Genomic DNA, 22,062 nt, shown 5'->3' on the forward strand with positions numbered 1-22,062 from the left:
ACGTTGCACAAGAGACTGAGAGGAGCAGTGATACCTCCCAAAAACCGAAGTATTTTATGGCTAGAGGATCGAACTAATCTCCTCGAATTCTTTATTGAGGAGGCGCTGTTCAATTCTTGACCAATCTTCTTGATTGTCAGGCGAACCCGAAATGTAATCTTCGACCCGATTCAGGTGCAGGTAATAAATCGGGAGTAATTTAAAGCACTCCCGCTCGGTATTCTCCATTTTGCTGAGGAGATAATCAACCCCATCATGCTTGCCGAGCAGGATGCTTGTACCAACTTCAATAGTCAAGGACTCGTCTCCATAGACTTGACTACAAGCGTTGGCCCACATAGCATCGGTCGTTTTTCGATCTTCGTCGGTTAAGCCCCCTAGCCTCTTTTTTATCTGTAACCTGTTGATTAGAAATGAATGGTTTTCCTTCTCTTTTTCGATAGTCCATTTGTTTAAGTCTGACGCCATTTTCAACAATTCGACCCGGCGGTGGGGGGTCTCGTCGGCACTGGTAATGAGGCTCAGGACAGTGCGATTAGCGCGGGATGCAACTGAATCCCCAACCAAGTTTTCGTACGCGGGAACCAGTAAGTCGGGTTGTAGGTTGATTATGTCCCCAAGCTCTCCGTGAGGAATGAAGTCATACGGTGTAACGGGTTCTATATGGTTTTGTTTGGTCGTTGGATCTTGCTTCGTGACCGCAAACATGTGCTTGGTTGTGTCGAAGAAACTTGTAGGCTTCCATTTGCCCGTCTCCTCGTCTGGCACCCATAGCAGCAGAATCTTGACTTTGTCCAAGTGAAGGTCGTGCCGGAGTGGAATATTTTGCTTGTGCTTAAAAGAGGCCAGTCCGACGTGGCAAAGGTAGACATCTCGCAAGTTTTTGGAGGCGGTGTCTGAAAGGTCGGTCACCTTGCACAGTTTTGGGTCGATGCTCAGATCCCCACACATGTTACTTAACGCTACAAAGTAGTCCAGTGGTTCAAGAAATTCCTTCAAAAACTTACTTCGTGATTTCTGGAAATTAAATGCTGACTCACCGTTAAATTTTATCGGCATTCCCTCGCGCAGCGCATCCATAAAAAGCAAGTCTTTAAGCACGTGGTGAAGACTCGATTCATATTGCAATTCAAAGGTCTGTTTGTTACTTTTTGGGTCGAATGTTAAGCAGATTCCTGGAGAAAAGTAAAGTTCGACTTTGCCGCTCTCTAACCTACGTTTACGGATGTCGGAAAAGGTAACATCGCCACAAGAAACTTCTAGGTCCTCAACTTTGTGGAGTTGGTAATCTTCCGGAGTGACCTTGATTAGCACATTCATTACATGCTTCTGCTCGTTTGGACCGATCAATTCGATAATGGCACTATCTTTAAGGCCGCCAAAGACTTGGGGGCGCGTGAGGTCGATTTGCTGGGGAAGTGTTACCGAAAATCCTTTGGCGTTGTTTAGTAACGCACCATCGGGTGTAATGAGATTTTTTGTACCCTGGCGTTTTGCAAGGTGGCGAACATACCGGTAAATCTCGGCAGGTTCTGTCGGGAAGCTTTGGAGTTGAATGCTTAATTTACTTCGAAGCCGCCCGCGACTAAGCAGTAGGTCAACTGTCTGAACGGATAAGTCGGCGTAGTAGGCAATTTCAGCCTCCTCCGTTTTCCGAGAGACTCCCGCAACAAGCAACACGACCCCGCCAACCTTTTTTATATTTTCTAGATCGTTGCGGTATAGCGGGAACGATTTTAGATAGTCTTTGTTTTTGGGTAGAAGTCGCCCCTTAACCTGGACATCTAATCGATGGAGGAAATTTCCATCTTTCAATGTTTGGTCAGTTTGCTTATTGTGAACATTCTCGAACACATCAATGAAGCCATCGGTTATCTTGCCTTTTTCGCCATCAGGAATATTCGCCTGGAGGCGTTTAGTTGAACGGCAGAGCCTTCTGAAATGATCGACTGCAGTTTGTTCGATATTAGACATTTGTTCTGTCCCTTCTGTGGGTTGTTGAAATGGGTAGCATCCTTAGATGAACTGAACCCCGTTTTGAGTGTGTCAAGTTTTTTGTGTGTGAACTTCGGCTTACAGGTAAGGCTCGAACCGATCCGGGTAATGTGCTGACAGCTGATTGATGGCCGCAACCCACCCAGTCACACGCACCCCCTCAACAAACCGGCTCGTTCCCGCACGGGCACGCCCGGCCTTCTTTTTCGTTTTCTCCGCCTGCCGGTCCTCGATGTGGCAGATCATCAACCACAACGCCTTGACCGCGGCAGCATCATGAGGAAACTGCCCCCGATTCCTTGTCGCTTTACGCAACTGCGCATTCATCGACTCGATCGCATTCGTGGTGTAGACAACCTTCCTCGCCTGCGGCGGGAACTGCAAAAACGGTATGAAACGCTCCCACGCATCCCGCCAAGCCTTCACCGCCTGCGGATACTTCAGCCCCATGTCGCTGGCATCAAACTCGTCCAAAAACGCAAGCGCCTGCTCTGCCGTTGCAGCGGTGTAGATCTTCTTCAAAGCAGCCGCGACCGCGCTACGGTCCTTTGCCGCCACCCACCGCAGTGCGGTGCGGATCAGGTGCACCACACAGGTCTGCACCATCGCATCAGGCCAGGTGGCCTGCACCGCCTGTTCGAAACCTTTCAGCCCATCACAGCAGACGATGAACACATCTTTGACCCCACGGTTAGCCAACTCCGCACAGACCTGGGCCCAAAACGCCGCGCCCTCATTGTTTGCGATCCACAGCCCCAAGATCTGCCGGGTACCCTCCATGGTGATGCCGACCGCCATATAGCAGGCCTTGTTGACGACCCGGGCACCATCACGGATTTTGATGCGCAAAGCATCCAGGTAGATCACCGGGTAGAACTCCTCTAAGTCCCGGTGCTGCCAGGCAAGTACCTCATCTAGGACCTGGTCGGTGATCTGGGAGATCGTCTCATGCGACAAATCCACACCCAACGTGGTGGCCAGGTGGTGCTGGATGTCACGAAGGCTGGTGCCTGCGGCATACAGAGAGATGATCAGGTCGTCGACATCGGTGATCCTGCGGGCTCCTTTGGGCACCATCCGTGGGGTGAAGCTGCCGCTGCGATCCCTGGGCACGGTGATGTCGATAGGCCCGTACTGGGACTGGACGGTTTTGTTGTAGGAGCCGTTGCGGTGATTGTCGGCCGTGCCGTGGCGGGCTTTGCCTGTGCGGTCTCCTGCTTGGTAACCGAGGTGGGCGTCCATTTCGGCTTGCAGTGCGGTGTTGATCCCGGTCTGGATCATCGAACGCACCATGTCGTTGATGTCGGTTGATGATGTGGCGAACTCTTTGAGGATCTCGGCGAGTTCAGGGCTGGACATCAGTCGCTTCTCTAGTTGTTTAAGCCGGGCTTTGTCTTGCGGGTCGCGGGTGGTCATGGTGGTCATTGTGGAGCATCCTCCTCGATGGCTGGTGATTTAACACGTCACACACAAACCATCTGACACTCTCCCCGTTTTTCGGACTTGGTTGATTCTAAACGGCTAGGGTTTTGCAAGGGTCTGGTTCCGATATTGCATCGGGGCCAGGCCCTTGAATCGTTCTTGAAGTCGGGTCGTGTTGTACCACAGGATGTAATCATCAACGGCTCGGCAGAACTCATCGACACTGTTGAACCGAACACCGTGGTACATCTCTGCTTTCAGATGCCCGAAGAAATTCTCCATCACCGCATTGTCGTATCAATTACCCTTTCGCGACATTGACTGCACACCACCAACGCTTTTAATCAGATTGCGCCAGCTTGAGTGCTGGTACTGAAAGCCTTGATCAGTGTGCACAATAAGTCCTTGACCCGGGCTGAACATGGCGATGGCATCAGCCAATGATTGTGAGGTGAACTTCGTTGACGGCGACGTCGACAGGGTATGCGCCAAGATGGTTCGGTCGAATAGATCCATGATCGGTGACAGGTACACTTTGTGGCCGGCCACCCGGAACTGAAGTGACGTCACTGACCCACACCTTGTTCGGTGCGTCTGGGGTAAAGCGGCGTTTAAGCACGTTGTCCGCAATGTGGCTGACAGTACCTCGGTAGGAGTTGTACTTTTTACGCCTGACCTTTGATACCAGACCTAGTTGCCGCATGAGCTTGCGAACCAACTTCTTATTAACGATGGTGTTGTCGTTGCGCAACGCGCGCCACACACGTCGATAGCCAAACGTGGCGTTGGAGTCGTGAAAAATCTTTCTCATCTGCGCTTTAAGATCAGCGTGTTTGTCCGGCTCGCCACGACGGCGCTGATGCTCAAAAAACGTTGATCTAGCCAGGCCAGATGCGGCAATTAAGTCATCAAGGCGATGCTCGGACTTGAGAGTGATGATGGCCTCGACTTTCAGCCTCGTCGCTGATCCCTCAAGTCCCGCAATTTTTTTAGATAGGCTACTTCCGCTTTCAGCCGCTCATTTTCGCGTCGTAGCTTGTCCTCTTCAGTCAGCGGCGCAGGGCGAGTGGAACCTTTAGGCCTGCCTTTGGGCTTCGGTCGCAGTGCATCAATGCCGCCTTTGTTGACCTGCCACACCCAGTGGCCAATCAAGCTGGGCGATGACAGACCAAACTCCTTAGCGAGATCGGCCTTCGTCTCGCCGGCTTTATGGCGAGCAAGGATCTCCATCTTCGTGTCGAAGGAATACTGCTTGCTTGTTGGTTTGCTCACAAGACATAGTCTGCCATGTAGCCGGAACCGGCTTTCGAGATTACGTATTGGGCCACGCCCGACCCCGAATTGGGTAGCTACTGCCCGTGAGCCATAGCCTTGCTCGAATAACTCGACTGCTTGCTCGCGCTGAGTTTGGCTGAGCTTGCTGCGTGGATGCATAGAAAAACTCCCCACAATCTGGTTTCTGATTTCTCAGTCCGGATTATGGGGAGCAGTTCAGGAAATGCAGGATGTTTCCTAGAAGTGCCCCAGGTGAGACTCGAACTCACACTGGACGGGTTTTGAATCCGTTGCCTCTGCCAATTGGGCTACTGGGGCCTATGTTTTTTTCAATTGGAGGTGAAACGACGTCTCAACCGAAGTTGTGGGTCGGTGTGTCTCCAACGCTTGGATAGCATAGCGCATGCGGGAGAAGTTCTGAAAAACATGGCCGGCACTAGGCTTTTTGCTCACTGTAGAGGGGACTGACTGGTGGCTAAGCGCCGGGCGGGGCTGTGCCCTAGAATGGGCGAGCGTGACCGACTCCAAACCCCGCCTCATGCTCATCGACGGCCATTCCATGGCTTTTCGCGCCTACTACGCTCTTCCGCCGGAGAAGTTCAATACTTCCGGCGGTCAGGCAACAAACGCGGTGTATGGCTTTTTGACGATGCTGAACACTCTCATCGCGCAGGAAAAGCCCACCCACGTGGCTACTGCTTTCGATGTGGGGCGTCACACGTTCCGCACGGAGATTTTTTCGGAGTACAAGGCGCAGCGTGATGCGACTCCGGAGCCTTTTCGTGGTCAGGTCGACCTGATTAAGAAGGTGTTGAATCCGCTGGGTATCACGTGGATTGAGAAGACCAACTACGAGGCCGATGACATTATCGCCACGTTGGCTACTGCCGCGAAGGATAAGGGTTTTGAAACGCTGATTGTGACCGGCGATCGGGATTCTTTCCAGCTGATTAACGACACGACGACCGTGTTGTATCCGATGAAGGGGGTTAGTGTTTTGCACCGCTTTACCCCTGAGGCGGTGGAGGAAAAGTATGGAGTCACCCCGGCGCAGTATCCGGATTTGGCCGCACTCCGTGGCGACAACTCTGACAACCTTCCGGGTGTGCCTGGGGTGGGGGAGAAGACTGCCACTAAATGGATCACTAAGTACGGCAACCTTGACGGCGTGATTGAGCATGCCGATGAGATTGGTGGCAAGGTGGGCGGAAACTTCCGTGAACGCATTGATCAGGTGAAGTTGAATCGGCAGATCACGGAGATGGTGCGCGATTTGGCGCTGCCGGTTGGGGTTGAGGACGTCGAGCTCAAACCCGTTGATAAGAATGCTGTCAACGCTGAGTTTGATGCTTTGGAGTTCGGTAGTCATTTGCGGGAGAGGGTGTTTACCGCTTTCGCTGCGACCACTGAGGATGATGGGCAGCCGAGCGAGGACTTCACCGTGGAGGTTGTCGATGGGGCTGTGCGACCGTGGTTGGATGCGCACGCTGCCGAGGGGATTTCTGTTGTGGTTCAGGGAAATCCTGATCCTGCTGGCGGTGACGCTGAGGTGATTGCCTTGGTGGGTGTTGATGGCACCGGCATGGTGTGCGATTTGGGGCAGCTGTCGGAGGCCGATGAACAGGCTGTTGCCGAGTGGTTGGACAGTGAAAGTCCGAAGTTCTGCCATGACATTAAGAAGAATTGGCACATGTTGACTGGCCGTGGCTTCGTGCCCCGGGGGTTTGTGCAAGACACTGCGCTGGCGGCGTACTTGTTGCAGCCCGGTCAGCGTTCCTTCGATTTTGATGATGTGTTGCTTCGTCATCTGCAGGCGGAGTTGCCTTCCGCTGATGATGGTGGGCAGTTGACTTTGCTGGATGCGCCGGATCATCAGCATCTGCTGCGCAAGGCGCGGGCTGTTGCTGTGCTGGCGGAGCATTTGGTGTCTCAGCTGCATGCCATTGGCGCCTACGAGCTTTATCGGGATGTGGAAATTCCGTTGGCGACGGTGTTGGCGCGCATGGAGCACACGGGTATTGCGGTCGATGTGGACATTCTCGAGCGGGAGCGCGATATTTTCGTCGGTGAGGTGGAGGACGCTCAGGCGCAGGCACGTCAGCTTGCCGATGATGATTCGTTGAATTTGTCTTCGCCGAAGCAGCTGCAGGCGGTGCTGTTTGAGACTTTAGGTATGCCGAAGACGAAGAAGACGAAGACGGGCTATTCGACGGCAGCGAAAGAGATTGAGCAGCTCGCGAAGAATCATCCGCATCCTTTCCTGGATCAGCTGCTGCGGCATCGTGAGAATCAGAAGCTGAAGACCACGATTGATGGTTTGATCAAGGCGGTCGCTGATGATGGCCGTATTCACACCACTTTCCAGCAGACGTCGACGGCGACGGGCCGGTTGTCTTCGACTGATCCGAACTTGCAGAACATTCCGGTGCGTACGCCTGCTGGCCGCCGGATTCGTTCGGCATTTGTGGTGGGTAAGGATTTCGATTCCTTGTTGACTGCGGACTATTCCCAGATTGAGATGCGTGTGATGGCGCACCTGTCGAAGGATGCGGGGCTGATTGAGGCGTATCGCAAGGGCGAGGACCTTCACAACTACGTTGGGTCGAAGGTTTTCGATGTTCCGGTTGATCAGGTCACTCCGGAGATTCGTCGGCGAGTGAAGGCTATGAGTTATGGCTTGGTGTACGGGCTGTCGGCGTTTGGTCTAGCCGGGCAGCTTGATATTGCGCCGGGCGAGGCGAAGCGGATTATGGAGAATTATTTCTTGCGCTTCGGTGGGGTGAAGAGGTACTTGGAGACTGTGGTCGATGAGGCGCGCGATACCGGGTACACGGCAACGTTGTTTGGCCGGCGTCGTTATTTGCCGGAGTTGTCGTCCACGAATCGGGTGGCGCGAGAAAACGCTGAGCGTTCTGCGTTGAATGCGCCGATTCAGGGCACTGCGGCGGACATTATTAAGGTCGCGATGTTGCGGGTGGATCGACAGTTGTTGGACAGGCAGTTGAAGTCGCGGGTGTTGCTGCAGGTGCACGATGAGTTGGTGGTTGAGGTTGCTGCTGGGGAGCAGCAGCTGGTTGGCGACATTGTGCGTGAGCAGATGAGTGCTGCGATTAGTTTGGCGGTGCCGATGGATGTTTCCAGCGGGGTGGGCGAAAACTGGGATGCGGCTGCCCACTAGTTCTGGCTAGTTCGCTGTGTGTGCAAGCCCCGGATGCGTTGGTGTGGTTGGCGCATCCGGGGCATGTGTGTGCTGGGGTTTTATGTGGGCTGGGGGAGGTGGGCGACGAAGATGGCGGTGCCGGGGAAGAGTTCGCCGCGGAGTTTTGACCATTGTCCCCAGGTTTCTTCGAGGTGGCTTGGCCATTCGGGTTCGATGATGTCGTCTAGGACGAATCCTGCTGCGACGAGTTCGCGTACTCGGTCGCCGATGGTGCGGTGGTGTTCGACGTAGGTTGCCACCCCGGTGTCTGGGTCGCGTTCGACGTAGCCGCCGCGGTCGAAGTAGGAGGTGTAGACGGTGAGTCCGGGTTGGCCGGGGTTGTCGGGGAAGATCCAGCGCATGGGGTGGGTGACCGAGAAGACGAATCGTCCGCCGGGGATAAGGACGCGGGCGATTTCTTTCATCAGGTTGGCGGTGTCGGAGATGAAAGGGATGGCGCCGAAGGCGGAGAAGACGACGTCAAAGCTTGCGTCGGCAAAGGGGAGGTGGGTGGCGTCGGCTTGAATTAAGTTGGTGCCACATAGTTGGTTGTTGCCACTGGTGGCGTGGCGCAGCATGTTCAGCGAGATGTCGCAGGCGACGATGTGTCCGACGCCGTCGTGGGCGAGCCAGCGGCTGCAGGGGGCGGAGCCGCATCCGATTTCGAGGACGGTGGCTTTTGTGACATCACCGAGGAGGCGGGCGTCTTTTTCGTGGAGTTGTTCTGGGCACCAGAAGAATTCCCCGTGGGGGTTGTTGGCGCCGAGGTAGCTGGGGTGTTCTTCGTGGTAGTTGTCGGCGTCCAGGTCCCACCAGTACCGGTTTGCTGCGGCGGATTCCGCATCGGAAATGGGGGGTTGGTTGGTGTTGCGCATGGAAGCTAAGTGTAGGCGTTGCGGTGGTGTGGTGGTGTGGCGCGGCGGTGTGGTGGGGTGCTGGGGCTGATGGGTGGAGTGCTGGGGTTGTTGTGTGTGGTGCGTGTGGCGCTAGTAAATGTTTGTGATGGGGGAGAAATACTGGGCGTGTCCAGGGGATTTGGGTGGATGTTGCTGGTTGCTTTGTGTGGTGTGGGCAGGTATTGTTATCGGAGCGTATCTGTCACTGCGTCCATGTTCGGTAAAAATAGGAAGGCCGGGCTGGGGGCAGGGCACACGGCTTAACACTCGCACATACTGGGCTTGAGCAGCGTCAATGCTGGTTGGTTGTGGTTTGTGCCGATGCGTCTAGCGGTGGATGCGCACGAAATGTAAACCCCCTGTCTTCCTATTTTCTCGGAGCACTATTTATGCCCACCAACAACGTCCCTCAGGTTGCCATCAACGACATCGGTGGCCCTGAGGAGTTCCTCGCCGCGGTTGAACAGTCCATCAAGTACTTCAACGATGGTGACCTGGTCTCCGGCACCGTCGTCAAGGTTGATCGCGATGAGGTTCTGCTTGACATCGGGTACAAGACCGAAGGTGTCATCCCCTCCCGCGAGCTGTCCATCAAGCACGACGTCGACCCGGATGAGGTCGTCGAGGTTGGCGACGAGATCGAAGCTCTCGTCCTGACCAAGGAGGACAAAGAAGGCCGCCTGATTCTGTCCAAGAAGCGTGCTCAGTACGAGCGTGCTTGGGGCACCATCGAGCAGCTCAAGGAGAACGACGAGCCGGTTACCGGTACCGTCATCGAGGTCGTCAAGGGCGGCCTCATCCTCGACATCGGCCTGCGCGGCTTCCTGCCCGCATCCCTGGTTGAGATGCGTCGCGTCCGTGACCTGGATCCGTACATCGGCCAGGAGATCGAGGCCAAGATCATCGAGCTGGACAAGAACCGCAACAACGTTGTGCTGTCCCGCCGTGCATGGCTCGAGCAGACCCAGTCTGAGGTTCGCTCCGAGTTCCTGCACCAGCTGCAGAAGGGCCAGGTCCGCAAGGGCACTGTGTCCTCCATCGTCAACTTCGGCGCTTTCGTCGATCTCGGCGGTGTCGACGGCCTGGTTCACGTTTCCGAGCTGTCTTGGAAGCACATTGACCACCCGTCTGAGGTTGTCGCCGTTGGCGACGAGGTCACCGTTGAGGTTCTCGACGTCGATCTCGACCGCGAGCGCGTCTCCCTGTCCCTGAAGGCCACCATGGAAGATCCGTGGCGCGTCTTCGCCCGCACCCACGCTGTGGGCCAGATCGTTCCGGGCAAGGTCACCAAGCTGGTTCCCTTCGGTGCGTTCGTGCGCGTCGAAGAGGGCATCGAGGGCCTGGTTCACATCTCCGAGCTGGCCGAGCGCCACGTCGAGGTTCCGGATCAGGTTGTCAACGTTGGCGAAGAAGCAATGGTCAAGGTCATCGACATCGACCTCGAGCGTCGTCGCATCTCCCTGTCCCTGAAGCAGGCCGACGAGGACTACACCGAAGAGTTCGATCCGTCCAAGTACGGCATGGCTGACTCCTACGACGAGCAGGGCAACTACATCTTCCCCGAGGGCTTCGACCCCGAGACCAACGAATGGCTCGAGGGCTTCGAGACCCAGCGCGCCGAGTGGGAAGCTCGCTACGCAGAGTCCGAGCGTCGCCACCAGCTGCACACCGCTCAGATCGAGAAGCACCGCGCTGCTGCCGCTGAGGCTGCAGACGCCGGCGCCACCAACTACTCCTCTGAGTCCGCTGGTGAAGCCGCTGCCGAGGAGACCGCTGAGGCCGGCTCCCTGGCTTCCGACGAGCAGCTCGCTGCACTGCGCGAAAAGCTCGCTGGCTTCTAAGCTTGCGCCCGCCGTTACGGCGTGGCACAACCTGTGAGCAGTAGCCTGTTCACAAGCCCCCATCGCACCTATTCCCGTTAAGGGGAAAGGTGAGGTGGGGGCTTGTTTCATGCAGGGGCCACAGTGGCCCGGGCGAAGGGAAAAAACGGGTGATTGTTGTCCCTTTTGCTGTGGGTGGCGTGGGGGAGAAAACCGGCCTACAACGCCTGTCAATAGTGTGATTTTTCCCATTGTCTTGATGGAATTTGCACCCAAATGACCGTTACATCATGGGGCCAAATGAGCGAAACGTCAAAACGGTGCGCGTGATGTCTAGTGCTGTGCGCTGGGGGTTTGGGGGAAAACGTGCAAAAACCACCCCATTTTTTGGGTGTGTGGGATTTCTTTGGCTATTGCAGATAATTCTGTGGGCAAACCGTGGTGTGACTGTCCGAATGCTTGGGATTTTGGTTTTCCGGTTTATGATTGTGATGACTCTCAGACAGCCGAGCATGAATGTGTTGGGTCACATAAAAGTGACAACGGAAACCGTGGTCGGATGCGTCGAGACCCCTCCCACCCCACACCCCAATCCCCACCCCCACCCGGGCTCACAGATGTGACCTGTGGCCGGGCGGCTAAGGGACAAAGGGACGTGAGAAGAAAGGTTCGCACACATGGCGACAAACGTTGCGACAACGTCGCAATTCATTCTCGACAAGGTCGGCGGCGCCGACAACGTCGTAAGCCTCACCCACTGCGCCACCCGCCTGCGCTTCCAGCTGGCGGATCAGTCCAAGGCTGACATTGAGGCGCTGGACGCCAACGAAGACGTCCTCGGCGTCGTCCCGCAGGGCTCCACCGGCCTGCAGGTCATCATGGGCGGCGGCGTGGCCGAATACTACAAGGGCATCCAGTCCCAGCCCGGCATGGGCGACGGCGCCTCCAAGGCCTCCGCCGGCAAGAAGGAATACGGCGGCGTCCGTGGCAAGTACTCCTGGATCGATTACTCCTTCGAGGTGCTCTCCGACACCTTCCGCCCCATCCTGTGGGCCCTGCTCGGCGCATCCCTGATCATCACCATGCTGGTGTTGGCCGACACCTTCAAACTGCAGGACTTCCGGGCCCCCGACATCGATCAGCCCCCGCTGTACATGCTCGGCCACGCCATGTGGAAGTCCGTCTTCTACTTCCTGCCGATCATGGTCGGCGCTACCGCCGCCCGCAAACTCGGCGCTAACGAATGGGTCGGCGCATCCATCCCCGCCGCCCTGCTCACCCCGGCCTTCCTCGCCTTCTCCTCCCCGGAGTACGCCGAGAAGTACGGCGAGGTCACCGAGGCCGCCGGCCGCACCGTGTACACCTACCACATCGCCGGCCTGCCCATGGTCATCAACGACTACGGCGGACAGGTCTTCCCCCCGCTGATCGCAGCCATCGCCCTGCTGTGGGTTGAGCGCCTGTTCAAGAAGATCATCCCCGAAGCCGTCCACATGGTCTTCGTGCCCTTCCTGTCCATGCTCGTCATGATCCCCGCCACCGCCTTCGTCTTCGGCCCCATCGGCATCGGCGTCGGCAACGGCATCTCCAACTTCCTCTACGCAGTCAACGACTTCTCGCCGTTCATCCTCGCCATCATCATCCCCTGCCTGTACCCCTTCCTGGTGCCGCTGGGCCTGCACTGGCCGCTGAACGCCATCATGATCCAGAACATCAACTCCCTGGGCTACGACTTCATCCAAGGCCCCATGGGTGCCTGGAACTTCGCCTGCTTCGGCGTGGTCACCGGCGTGCTGGTGCTGTCCATCAAGGAAAAGAACACCACCATGCGCCAGGTCTCCATGGGTGGCATGCTGGCCGGCCTGCTCGGCGGTATCTCCGAGCCCTCCCTCTACGGTGTGCTGCTGCGCTTCCGTAAGACCTACTTCCGCCTCCTGCCCGGCTGTGTCGCCGGCGGTGTCGTCATGGGCATCTTCAACGTCAAGGCCAACGCCTTCGTGTTCACCTCGCTGCTGACCATCCCCGCCATGGACCCCTGGGGCGGCTACGCCATCGGCATCGCCGTCGCCTTCTTGACCTCCTTCCTCCTGGTGGTCTTCCTGGACTACCGCTCCAAGGAAGAACGCGAAGAAGTCCGCGCCAAGATCGCTGCAGACAACGCCGCCGCTGCTGAATCCGCAGCAGTAGACGCCGCTCCCGCCGCCCCCGCTGCGGCCGCAGCCCCGGCCGGCGCTGCAGGTGCCGCCACCGCAACCGCCGTGGCCGAAAAGCCCAAGACCGTCAAACCGGCCATGGTCCCCGGCGCAGAAACCATGATCTCCTCCCCGCTCGAAGGTGAAGTCGTGCCCCTGGCCGACATCCCCGACGCAGCCTTCGCCTCCGGCGCCGTCGGACACGGCGTCGGCATCTGGCCCACCGGCGATACCGTCTACGCCCCCGAAGACGGCACCGTCATGACCATCCAGAAGACCGGCCACGCCGTCGGACTCAACCTGGACTCCGGTGTACAGCTGCTCATCCACGTCGGCGTCGACACCGTCCAAATGGACGGCAAGGGCTTCACCACCCACGTCGAACGCAAACAGCGCGTGAAGAAGGGCGACAAGCTCATCACCTTCGATCAGGCCGAAATCGAAAAGGCCGGCTACCCGGCCATCACCCCGGTCCTCGTCACCAACTACAAGAAGTTCGCTGACGTCCAAAGCCGCACCGGCACCGTCGGCACCGGCACCGAAATCCTCAAGGTGATCGCAAAACCGGCCGAATAACCCCGGCCCCAGTACCCCGCATCACCTCAGACAACGCCCGCTCCTGCACCAGCAGCAGCGGGCGTTGTCGTACCCAAAAACTCCACTAGGATGGGCGCCTATGAAACTCATCGGGCTCACCGGAGGCATCGGAAGCGGAAAAACCACCGTCGCCACCCACCTCAAACACCACGGGCTACCCATCGTCGACGCCGACAAAATCGCCCGCGACATCGTGCAACCCCAAAGCCCCCTATTGCCCAAGCTCGCAGCAGAATTCGGGGCCGACATCATCGACGACCACGGGGCACTCAACCGCAAACTCCTCGCACAACGCGCCTTTTCCAGCGACGAACGCACCGCAGCACTCAACGCCATCATGCACCCCGCCATCCGGGAAGAAACCCAACGCCGCTTCGACGAAGCCAAAGCCCAAGGACATGCAGCCGTCGTCTACGACATGCCCCTGCTCGTCGACCTCGGCCTGCACACAGACATGGACCTCGTCATCGTCGTCGACGTCGAACCCGAAAAACGCGTCACCCGACTCGTCGAACACAGAGGACTCGACGAAACCGACGCCTGGGCACGCATCAAACAACAAATCCCCGACGACAAACGCCGCGCAGCAGCCGACATCATCATCGACAACAACGGCACCCGCGAACAACTGTCCACCCAACTCGACACCCTCATCACCACCCTGCGCACAAAAGGCATCCCCCTGGCCTAAACACCCCACACACAACCGCACCCGCCACCCAAAAAGATTGGGCAACGGGTGCGGTCAAATGCGTCAACAAACTCGCGGCAGAATCACTCCTCGAAACGGACCCAATCCACCACAGTCAAGCCATCATCAACGCGCGGATCATAATCCGGCTGGCCCGACTGACGCATCGGAACCGCAGAACGCAAACCACGAGCACCATGGCTCGTGAGCTGTTCCAAATCAGTGCGCATCAGCATGACGTTGTAATTATCCCAGGTGGTAGCCACAAAATAGAGATACTTACTATCCGCCCGCGGCAACAAAAAACCACCATACAAACCCGGAATAGTGCCCGTATCCACCACTACGCGCTGTTCCGACCACGGGCCATACGGCGTCGTCGAGGTCCGCAACACCAAACCCCCATTGGTGTAATACATGGCGGTATAACGGCGCAAGAAATCGTTGTAGGACACCGACATCTCACTCACCGGCGCATCAAACACCGGCGTCGCCAAATTCGGCGCGCCCTTCACCCACTGATCACCCACCAAAAACTCAAACGCGCTCTCGTCCGGAAAATCCGCCTGCTTCACACGCGACACAATCGCACTACCACCACGGCCAGACGGCGTGGAATAGCGGTACACATAGCCATCGGCCTTCACAAAAGCAGACATCTGGGTTTTTTCATCGCCCACCCGGACCCGGCGACTACTCGTGCCATACGCACCGCGCACCTGAGGATTAATACGCTCAGAATCAACCATCTTGCGCCAGGTACGGCCACCATCGGTCGACCGCATCGTCGCCGCATAATTCGTCGTCCATTCCCCCGGAGCACCCCACGACCGCACCGACATGTAATCCACATACAACACCCCATTGACCTCAACACCGGCCGTCGGAATCGTGGTGTGCTCCACCCCGGGCTCCTTCAACGAAGGAATAAACTCGCGCGCATACCCCTGCGAACTCCACCCAGAAGGCGTCAGCGCCTGCAAACCAGTCAGCTGATCGGCATAGTTGTGATCCTTGGTCCGCAACAACGCATTCGAGCGCCAATCAAGCGAAGAACCACAGCCCATCGTGTCGCCAAAAACCAAATACGTATTCCCCGCAGAATCATCAAAGGCGATACCCAAATCCGTGCCACCAATCCGGAAAGAACGGTGGGTCCGCTGCGGGGAACCAGGGCCAGTCAACAAATGCAGCGCCTCCGTGTGGCCCTTAATCACCGGCAACTGGCCCGGATTACCCCGAATCCACGGCGGCAGCTTCTTACCAGTGCCTTCAAACGCCGCCGGATCATCGACGTGCGGATCAAACTGCTCCGGCTCCGAAGAAGACAAACCCGAAGAAGAAAAAGAACCCGGCTTAATCTCACCCAACGCCCGCAAACGCGCAATTTCCGCATTCACCGCAGCGTTGTACGTCGAACACGGATCCGCCAGCGCAGGAACCGCAGTCGACACCGCAATCACCGGAACCAAAGCGGTCGACACCACCAACGACGTCACACGCCGCGAGAACACAGACGACGAACCAGAAGTAGTTTTCTGAGGATCAAGAGAACGCATGGGCTTCACCCTACCTGCATACACAGCACAAACACAGCAGAAAAAACCACCCCCAATTGCCCGGGTTGCTTAGCCGAAGAACTCGTCTAGATTGAACACCATGGCATTCGCAGCAGAACACCCCGTCGTATCCCACTCCGAACACCGCCCAGTAGGCGACGTCGAACGCAGCGACGGGCGTTTCGAAGTCATCAGCGAGTACCAGCCAGCCGGCGACCAGCCCGCCGCAATTAAAGAACTCACCGAACGCATCAACAGGGGAGAACGAGACATCGTCCTGCTTGGCGCCACCGGTACCGGCAAATCCGCCACCGCAGCCTGGCTCATCGAACAAGTACAGCGCCCCACCCTTGTCATGGCGCCCAACAAGACACTGGCCGCGCAGCTAGCCAACGAATTGAAAAACCTGCTCCCCAACAACGCGGTGGAATACTTCGTCAGCTACTACGACTACTACCAACCCGAAGCCTACATCGCGCAAACAGACACCTATATCGAAAAAGACTCCTCCATCAACGAAGACGTCGAAAGGCTGCGCCACTCCGCCACCTCGGCGCTGTTATCCCGCCGGGATGTTGTGGTGGTGTCCTCCGTGTCATGCATCTACGGCCTCGGCACGCCCCAGTCCTACCTGGATCGATCCCTCGTCGTTAGCGTGGGCGACGAACTGGAACGCGACCGCCTGCTGCGACTACTCGTCGACATCCAATACGGCCGCAACGATGTTGCCCTCACCCGCGGCACCTTCCGTGCCAAAGGCGACACTGTCGACATCATCCCCGCCTACGAAGAACTCGCCGTCCGCGTCGAATTCTTCGGCGACGAAATCGACGCCCTGTACTACATCCACCCCCTCACCGGCGACGTCATCCGCCAAGTCGATGAGTTGCGCATCTTCCCGGCTACCCACTACGTGGCCGGGCCCGAGCGCATGGAAAAAGCCGTCGCCGCCATCAAAGAAGAACTCGCCGACCGGCTCGACGACCTCGAAAACCGCGGAAAACTACTCGAAGCCCAGCGCCTACGCATGCGCACCGAATACGACCTGGAAATGATCGAACAAGTCGGTTTTTGCTCCGGCATCGAAAACTACTCGCGCCACATCGATGGCCGCGCCCCCGGCTCCGCGCCCGCAACACTCATCGACTACTTCCCGGAAGACTTCCTCACCATCATCGACGAGTCCCACGTGACCGTGCCGCAAATCGGTGGCATGTTTGAAGGTGACGCCTCCCGTAAACGCAACCTCGTCGACTTCGGCTTCCGACTGCCCAGCGCACTAGACAACCGGCCGTTAACCTGGGAGGAATTCGACGACCGCAAGGGCCAGTGCGTATACCTCTCCGCAACCCCCGGCACTTACGAGCTCGCCGCGGCCGGGGGAGAATTCGTTGAACAGGTCATTCGCCCCACCGGTCTTGTCGACCCGAAGATCGTCGTCAAGCCTACCAAGGGACAAATCGACGACCTGATTGAACAAATCCGCCTGCGCGTCGCCAAAGACGAACGCGTGCTGGTGACCACGCTGACGAAAAAGATGGCGGAAGACCTCACGGACTATCTGCTCGAACACAATGTGCGTGTCCGCTACCTGCACTCCGATATCGACACCCTCCAGCGCGTCGAACTGCTGCGCCAGCTGCGGCTTGGCGAATGCGACGTCCTCGTCGGTATTAACCTCCTGCGAGAAGGCCTCGACCTTCCGGAAGTGTCCCTGGTGAGTATTTTGGACGCCGACAAGGAAGGCTTCTTGCGTTCCACCCGCTCCCTCATCCAGACCATTGGTCGCGCCGCCCGAAACGTGTCCGGCGAAGTCCACATGTACGCCGACAAGATCACCGACTCTATGCAGGAAGCGATCGACGAAACCGAACGGCGCCGCGAAAAGCAGATTGCGTACAACCTGGAACACGGCATCGACCCCCAGCCCTTGCGTAAAAAGATCGCCGACATCCTCGACGAGGTCTACGACAATGCCGAGGAAGAACATTCAAGCGCCCGCGGTGATGCCGCAGTCGTGGAAGGCGAAGCCATCCGCGAACGAGCCAAAGACATGCCGACCGATGAACTGCAAGCATTGATCGACGATCTCACCGCCCAAATGAAAGACGCCGCGCGTGAGCTTAAATTCGAACTCGCAGGACGACTTCGCGACGAAATTCAAGACCTGAAGAAGGAATTGCGCGGAATGAAGGAAGCCGGACTCTAAAAACGTTCCCCCAGAAAATATCGTTTGTCCTGCAACAACGCTTCATCGCTTCGCTGCTGTGCGGCAAGGTTTTCCGGGGTGCGGTTTCATGGCCCACCCTTTGGTAGTGTTAAACCGATATAAGGAGCGCACGACAGTGCGCCGCTTAACCCCTTACGCAGCTTTGGAAGAAAAAGGTTTGTTCATGAGCGATTACAGCAAGATCGTTGTCGGCACCGACGGTTCTAAGTCCTCGATGCTCGCCGTAGAGCGCGCCGCAAAGATCGCCGCAGCCTTCGACGCCACCCTCATCATCGGTTGCGCCTACTACGAGTCCAAGGAAGACGCCTCCAAGACTCTCCGCCAGGACTCCGTCACCGTCCTCGGCGACGACCCCGCCCAGAAGAACCTGGACACCGCTGCTGAGGCCGCCCGCGCAGTCGGATGCGAAAAGATCGATACCCAGATCAAGCCCGGCACCCCCGTCGAGGCTCTCATGGCGATCGTTAACGAAAACAACGCCGACCTGCTCGTCGTCGGTAACCGTGGTATCAACTCCCTGACCGGCCGCCTGCTGGGCTCTGTCCCCGCCGACGTTGCCCGTCAGTCCCAGTGCGACGTGATGATCGTCCACACCGTCTCCTAAAACCTGAGGCAGTCTTCAGCCCCGGCGCACCAAGTGGTGCACCGGGGCTGAACGCGTTTTACAGCACCTCAGGCATCTCGCCGACCAGGGTCAGCGTTTGGGTCGCCCTGGTCAATGCGACATACAGATCCTGCCAGCCCTGGGGGGAGCCCTCGACGATGCCTGCAGGGTCCACGAGGATGACGTGGTCGAACTCGAGCCCCTTGAGCGCAGAAACCTCGGACACAGTCACTGCGCCCGTTTGCTGCTCCCCAGCGAAGTCCCGGTCAAGTGTCGCCAAGGCCGCCTTATCGTCCGCGGACAAAGCCTGCGTGGTGGGGTGAATGACCGCGATCCGGCGCTGCTCATCGGCGGCACGCAATTCGGCCACACGGGAACCAATTTCCTTAAATGAGATGGTGGACACCGTGGATGGCCCGCCCTCGCGGATCGGCCGTGCGGGTGTTTGCTCCGGCGCAACGATGCTTAGCAGGGGAGAAGCAACCTCCATGATCTCAGCGGGGGTGCGGTAATTGACGGTCAGCTCGTGGTGCACAAAGCGGGAGGAAATAAAAGGCTCGAGTGCTTCCTGCCAGGAATCCACCCCAGCCGGAGCGCCGGTTTGTGCGGTATCTCCGACGAGGGTCATCCAGCGTGAGGGGCAGCGGCGCATCACCATGCGCCACTCCATGGGAGTTAATTCCTGCGCCTCGTCCACAATGACGTGCCCATAGGCCCAGCGCTGGTCGGCTGCGGCGCGTTGGGCGGTCGTGCGGTGATCGCGCACCTGTTGACGCTGCGCCAGTGTTTCGGCGTCAATGACGTCGCTAGCTTGCAGGATTTCCGCATCGAAACCGTCGTCCAGATCCTGGGAGGCGGAGGAGGACAAAATATCCAAGGCTTCCTGCGCATCGTCGAGTTCCGCGTGCCACCGGCCGCGGTCTTCTGAGTCCTGCTCGTCGGGCACGCCGATGAGTTCTGCGAGTTCGTCGAGGAGGGCGGCGTCGCTGGTCGACCAGTCATCACCGCGAGGTCGCACAAGCGCGGCCCGGGTGTCCTCGTCGTATTCATGGGCGATAGCGTCGATCATCTCGGCATCGCCCAAGAAAGATGACAGCAGGTCAGTCGGGTTTAAAAGCGGCCAGCACTCGTCGATAAATTCGGAAACGGCGGGAACCTCGGCGAGGTCGTCGTGCAATTGTGCCACTTCAGCCTCCGCAACAGTGGTGGGGCCGAGGGGATCTTCGAACAGGATCTTGCCGTAATGGCGGGCGAGCTGATCCAGCAGCTCGTTGGCGAACACTCCCCGGGCTTTGTTGTGGGGCAGCCGGCTGCGCCGAGCGCGGGTGCGGGCCTTTTTGACCATGGATTCTGTGATGGTCAGTTCGGTGCGGTCGACGAGGACGGTACGGTGGGCGAGGGTTTGCTGCGCGTTGACGAGCTGTTTGAGGATGTAGACCATTTCGAGGCTGCCTTTAATTTCGGCGGCGCTCATGGTGTCGGGGTGGGTGGGTCGAATCCCTGGGTACATGGAGCCGATGGTGGTGAGCACGACACCGGTTTCACCTAGTTCGGGGAGCACGCGGGAAATGTATTCCAGGAAGTGCTCGTTGGGGCCGATGATGAGCACACCGGTTTTTTCCAGCTGTTCGCGCCAGGTGTAGAGCAGGTAGGCCACTCGGTGGAGTGCCACCGCGGTTTTGCCGGTTCCGGGACCGCCCTCGACGACCATGACCTTGCGGGTGGCGTCCCGGATGATGGCGTCTTGTTCCTGTTGGATAGTTTCCACGATGGTGGGCATGTGCGCGGTGCGTGCTTTGACCAATGCCCGGTAGAGGGCACGTTCGCTGACCACGTTGGCGTGGGTGGTGTCATCGCCGTCGCGGTCGAAGGTGCCTTGCAAGATTTCGTCATCAACCCCGGTGACTTTGCGTCCGGTGGTGCGGATGTGGCGGCGCATGTGCACGCCTTCCGGCTGTGCGGTGGTGGCGAGGTAGAAGGGGCGGGCGGCTGGGGCGCGCCAGTCGAGCAGCAGGGTGCGGTAGTTGTCGGCGCGATCGTCGATGCCCATGCGTCCGATGTAGCGCCTTTCGAGACCGTCGAAACCTGCGACAGGAAGGCCGAGGCCGCGCTGCTGATCGGTGGCGTCGACGGTGATTTGTCCGAAGACGAGCCCCAGTTGTGCGATGGTGAGGCGGTCGAGTTTTTCGTTCAGGCCGTGGTACTCGGTTTCGCGGGTGATGAGGGCTTCCGCGTCGGGGGTTGCGGTATCAACCGCTGCTTGCACGTCGGCGAGGCGCTGGCGGGCGGTGCGGATTTCGTTGTCGAGGCGGCCGAAAAGCTCATCGACGTATGCCTGCTCTTCAGCGATGCTTTGCGCGCGCAGGCACTGCCGTGCGGGCTGAGTCGTGGGGGACTGCAAAGGGGACGAATCGTCCACAGAAAAACTCCTCGGGGATGTGCGCTTGCACTGTCCGTGTTGTGCGGGGGTGAGTTGGGCTGGGGAGGCGCCCAAAAAAGGCCACGCTGCCACTGCTGAGGTGACCGCGCGACCTTTGGGATACGGCGCAGAATGCGGAAGTTAGATGTCGAACTTCTTCTTCAGCTTCTTCTGTGCCTTGGCGACGGCCTTATCGGCGCGCTTCTGGTACTTCTTGGCGTTCTTGGAGTAGCTGGACTGTGCCTCGTCAGCGCGCTGCTGTGCTGCAGCGGCGATCTTGACGGCCTTGGTCTTTGCCGCATCGGCGTTGTCTTGGGCGCGCGCCAACCAGTCGTCCTTGTTGTCGTCGATGTAATCGGAGGCGATGTCGACGTATTCTGCCACCTTGTCGGTGGCGTCCTTGAAGAATCCCTTGGTGGATTCAGCCAGAGCGGTTGCCTGCTCGCCGGCGGCGTCGGTGAACTTTTCGGTTTCCGACTTGGTGGGCAGGGCGCGCTGAATGGCCTTGTTGGCGTCCTTGGCTGCGCGGTTGGCGCGCCACGCCACACCGGGCTTGCCGGCGGTGTCGGCGCTGGTGATGAACAGTCCGCCGAGCAGGCCGACGGAGGTGAGGAACCCGGTCTGGCGCTGCTTTTTCACGTGCGGCTCCTGGGTCTCCCAGAAGGCGTTGCGGGCGATGATGGTGGGAACTTCCAGCAGTGCGAGGGTGGCAGCTGCGGTACGGGGTGCCTTGCCAAGGGCAAGCAGGGATGCTGCGGAGGCCTTGGTGGCGCCGATGCCGCGGGCGATCAGCTCGTTGTCGTTGGGCAGTGCGCGACGGTACTGGGGAGGAAGGACGGTCTTGAGGCGGTTGACGACAGCCTCGACGCCTTCAGCGTGTGCTTCCGGCTTGGTCACCATGCCTACGCCGTCGGCAATGTAGACGCTGGCGAGCATGGGACGAGCGAGTTTACGCAGAATCACTTTTGAGTCACGCTTCCTTCATAAAGGTCGGGTTGTTGTATGTGCACCTGCTGTGCAACGGCGGTGTGTTGTACAACGCGCCGGTGGTTCAGAACATTCCAGACATTCCAGCGCGCAGGCGCTGGAGGCTCCGGGGTGCTTTAACGATGAATTCGTACCCACCAATCTATATAAGGAACGGTGCTGTGTGCAGAGGTTCC

General features: G+C 58.2%; 12 protein-coding genes, 1 tRNA gene and 1 pseudogene. 6 read left to right on the forward strand and 8 right to left on the reverse strand.

The genetic code is table 11. The features are described from left to right. Positions 1-60: 60 nt before the first annotated feature. The 4 genes and pseudogenes from CAQU_RS05580 to CAQU_RS05605 all read right to left on the reverse strand — a co-directional run bounded on the left by CAQU_RS05580 (position 61) and on the right by CAQU_RS05605 (position 5,010). Positions 61-1,974 carry a hypothetical protein gene (locus CAQU_RS05580; RefSeq protein ID WP_075725964.1) on the reverse strand — a complete coding sequence of 638 codons (1,914 nt, stop codon included), beginning with the start codon at positions 1,972-1,974 and terminating at the stop codon, positions 61-63. 99 nt (positions 1,975-2,073) lie between these two features. Next, a complete protein-coding gene (locus CAQU_RS05585; protein ID WP_075725966.1) occupies positions 2,074-3,420 on the reverse strand; it encodes an IS256 family transposase in 1,347 nt (448 codons plus the stop codon). Positions 3,421-3,516: 96 nt separating this feature from the next. Next, positions 3,517-4,851: pseudogene (locus tag CAQU_RS12625) on the reverse strand (IS3 family transposase). Between the two features lie 85 nt (positions 4,852-4,936). Then, positions 4,937-5,010, reverse strand: a tRNA-Leu gene (locus CAQU_RS05605). A 220-nt stretch (positions 5,011-5,230) separates the two neighbouring features. Here CAQU_RS05605 and polA point away from each other — a divergent pair. Next, on the forward strand, positions 5,231-7,870 hold the full coding sequence (polA, locus tag CAQU_RS05610; RefSeq protein ID WP_075728432.1) for a DNA polymerase I: 2,640 nt from the start codon (positions 5,231-5,233) through the stop codon (positions 7,868-7,870). 80 nt (positions 7,871-7,950) lie between these two features. Here polA and CAQU_RS05615 read toward each other — a convergent pair whose 3' ends face one another. Further along, positions 7,951-8,766 carry a class I SAM-dependent methyltransferase gene (locus tag CAQU_RS05615; protein WP_075725972.1) on the reverse strand — a complete coding sequence of 272 codons (816 nt, stop codon included), beginning with the start codon at positions 8,764-8,766 and terminating at the stop codon, positions 7,951-7,953. 410 nt (positions 8,767-9,176) lie between these two features. On the opposite strand from CAQU_RS05615, the gene rpsA reads away from it, so the two are divergent. The 3 genes from rpsA to coaE all read left to right on the forward strand — a co-directional run bounded on the left by rpsA (position 9,177) and on the right by coaE (position 14,087). Then, a complete protein-coding gene (gene rpsA / locus CAQU_RS05620; RefSeq protein WP_075725974.1) occupies positions 9,177-10,628 on the forward strand; it encodes a 30S ribosomal protein S1 in 1,452 nt (483 codons plus the stop codon). Positions 10,629-11,284: 656 nt separating this feature from the next. Further along, positions 11,285-13,375: a glucose PTS transporter subunit IIA gene (locus CAQU_RS05625; RefSeq protein ID WP_075725976.1), complete on the forward strand. Its 2,091-nt coding sequence runs from the start codon at positions 11,285-11,287 to the stop codon at positions 13,373-13,375. Between the two features lie 100 nt (positions 13,376-13,475). Continuing rightward, positions 13,476-14,087: a dephospho-CoA kinase gene (gene coaE, locus CAQU_RS05630; RefSeq protein ID WP_075725978.1), complete on the forward strand. Its 612-nt coding sequence runs from the start codon at positions 13,476-13,478 to the stop codon at positions 14,085-14,087. A gap of 83 nt (positions 14,088-14,170) precedes the next feature. On the opposite strand, the gene CAQU_RS05635 is transcribed toward coaE, so the two are convergent. Next, positions 14,171-15,646: a glycoside hydrolase family 183 protein gene (locus tag CAQU_RS05635; RefSeq protein WP_245797301.1), complete on the reverse strand. Its 1,476-nt coding sequence runs from the start codon at positions 15,644-15,646 to the stop codon at positions 14,171-14,173. 100 nt (positions 15,647-15,746) lie between these two features. Here CAQU_RS05635 and uvrB point away from each other — a divergent pair, with 100 nt between their 5' ends. Continuing rightward, entirely contained in the window at positions 15,747-17,855 is a 2,109-nt protein-coding gene (uvrB, locus tag CAQU_RS05645) for an excinuclease ABC subunit UvrB (RefSeq protein WP_075728434.1), read from the forward strand. A 184-nt stretch (positions 17,856-18,039) separates the two neighbouring features. Then, the gene (locus CAQU_RS05650; RefSeq protein WP_075728436.1) at positions 18,040-18,480 is read left to right on the forward strand and encodes a universal stress protein; all 441 of its coding nucleotides are present in this window, start codon (positions 18,040-18,042) and stop codon (positions 18,478-18,480) included. A gap of 58 nt (positions 18,481-18,538) precedes the next feature. Here the strand turns inward: CAQU_RS05650 and CAQU_RS05655 are convergent, their stop codons facing one another. Then, positions 18,539-20,881 (reverse strand): HelD family protein, encoded by a 2,343-nt coding sequence (locus tag CAQU_RS05655; RefSeq protein WP_075728438.1) that lies wholly within the window; start codon positions 20,879-20,881, stop codon positions 18,539-18,541. Between the two features lie 159 nt (positions 20,882-21,040). Continuing rightward, positions 21,041-21,859: a DoxX family protein gene (locus CAQU_RS05660; RefSeq protein WP_075728440.1), complete on the reverse strand. Its 819-nt coding sequence runs from the start codon at positions 21,857-21,859 to the stop codon at positions 21,041-21,043. Positions 21,860-22,062: the final 203 nt, after the last annotated feature.

Origin of the sequence: Corynebacterium aquilae DSM 44791 (assembly GCF_001941445.1) — a bacterium.
In the GTDB taxonomy this organism is placed as follows: domain Bacteria; phylum Actinomycetota; class Actinomycetes; order Mycobacteriales; family Mycobacteriaceae; genus Corynebacterium; species Corynebacterium aquilae.